This window comes from Bacillus sp. AP50 (assembly GCF_040492675.1).
Lineage (GTDB): Bacteria > Bacillota > Bacilli > Bacillales > Bacillaceae_G > Bacillus_A > Bacillus_A cereus.
The window spans coordinates 1-2318 of sequence record NZ_JBEUTW010000208.1; the positions used below are offsets into that span (position 1 = coordinate 1).

Here is a 2318-nt window from a genome sequence, read left to right on the forward strand (position 1 = left end):
TGTGTATAAGAGACAGGATTTAAGGATTGTCCCTATTGAGAAAGCGACACAACAAGCAATGAATTATTTTAATATTATTCAGAATAATTCTAATACTGATTGGAAAGACAGTAAGCTGGCATTTGATAGAAAATTATATGACGAAAATAAAAAAATAACTGCATATCTTTTTGTTGTACAAAAAGCAGACCAGGAAAATGGATTTATTATTGTGAGCGGTAACGAAAAGATTCCGGGTGTAATAGAATCTACAAGGAAAGGTGCTAATCCATTCAAAACAATTAATAAAGAGAATAGCATTTATGTGTCACCTATTTCATATTTGCAAAAATCAGATATAGAAGGTTCCTTCATTGATTTGAACACTAAAAAATCAGTATCTAAGGAAAAATTAGAAGAAATAAATATATTTACGAATGCACAGAACACTACCTCAAATATAGAAAATATAAAAAAAATTAATGGGTTAACTCGCTCAGCGAATGCTCCATATTATAATCATAAGTTTATACCGAATGTGCCAGACTACGACTGGACTCATGGGTGTTTACCTACAGCATATGCAAATGTTTCTGTATATTGGGCAAATAATGGATTCCCACGTCTAAAAAATAATCAGGCAGATTATGAAACTTATATTATTGATACGCTACCGAAATTAATGAAAACAGATGCCCAAGGTAATACATTTGGTAATGATGGTATTGCAGGCACGAAAGAGTATTGGGAAAAAACAGGGAAATATTCTGTGACTATTAAAGAATATAAGAACAAGCCTGTGAACCCTGCTGTTTTTGAGGAATATAAGAAAGAAATAGATAAAAATAGACCGGCTATTATCACAACTCAAACACATCCAATTTATAAAAATCATGCTGTGACAGGTGTAGGATATGAGGAAATCTTTGATCCTGCTGAAAGAGTTTGGCACCGTTCAGCAATTGTACATGATGAATGGATGTCTACTCCTCAAGATCATTATCTTGTTTGGACTCCGGATATTGATAATTTTTATGCTGTTATTCCAGGTGCTGATATTTCATCTAGTAATAATGTTTACAAAGAAAAAACAAGCCAAGTTCATTATAATTGGGGATTAGGTGCACCAGAAGGACAAAAAAATGATGAGTTTTCGGCTAAATTTGATCAATCGCAACATTTAGAAGCAGGGGATTATTTTATGCAAACTCTTGCCGATGATTATGTTAAAGTAAATTTTGACGGTAAGAATATTATTGATGGATGGAATAATGATTCAATTGGACAAATTAAACGTGCACTACTACCAAAGTTAACAGCGGGAGAGCATAAAATAGATACAGATTTTCATGAATTGACAGGGAATGCGGGTATCTTCTCTGATGTAGTTCCATTTGATCATTGGTTGGCGTATTATTATCCAAATAAGAATTTACAAGGACTTCCTGTAGATGCAAGAGTAATTAAGCCATTTGGTCAACAGCAAAAACTTGCAGAAGATAATGGCGAAGGCGCTCCAACTTTGAAGGTACCAAAGGATAATTTTTCTGCGCGCTATACCACCGTAAAACGTTTACCTAAAGGTGAATATATTATTCGTGGAAAAGCTGATGATGGCTTACGAGTTTATATTGATGGCAAACTTGTTATAGATCGTTGGCATGGAAGTGGTGGATTTGTAGAAGATGCTCGAAAGATAGTTATTGACGACAACACAGGCGCAACAATTCTTGGCAAGTCTACAGAAAAAGATGTTCACCTTATTGAAGTACAATACTTAGAAGAAAGTGGCGGAAGTAAGGTGGAATTTGGTATCGAGCCATATGCTACTGCAGTGCCATTTCCACATTGGACAGCTGAGTATTATGCCAATAAAGATTTAAAGGGTGATGCAATTGTAAAAGGGGGGAAATGGTCAATAGATAGATTTATTAATATTGATTTTAACTGGGGAAGCACTTCTCCGTATCCAAGTATCCCTAATGATAATTTCTCTGCTAGATTTACAAAATTAGGTTTATTTGAGAATGGAAATTATGAATTTGAAGCTAAGGCAGATGATGGAGTAAGAATATATGTTGACGATAAGCGGGTAATTGATTCTTGGATTGCGAATGGAGGAGATATCCGTAAAGTAAAAATACCGATGACTGCTGGTGTACACAAAATTACAGTAGAATACCTAGAATTATCAGGAAACGCTAACTTAAAGATGGACTATAGAAAAGTAAATTAGATGATTTAAATTGAAAGTAAATGTACAAAAAGCTAGTTCTTCATTTTAGAACTAGTTTTTTTTTTTTTTGTTTTTGGGATTAAATTTAATTTAAGGTAAAAAT

General features: G+C 33.6%; 1 protein-coding gene. It reads left to right on the plus strand.

From position 1 onward, the window contains the following. The coding region (locus tag ABWK52_RS16705; protein ID WP_353772012.1) for a PA14 domain-containing protein at window positions 1–2215 on the plus strand (2215 nt) is incomplete at its 5' end. Between the last annotated feature and the right edge of the window lie 103 nt (window positions 2216–2318).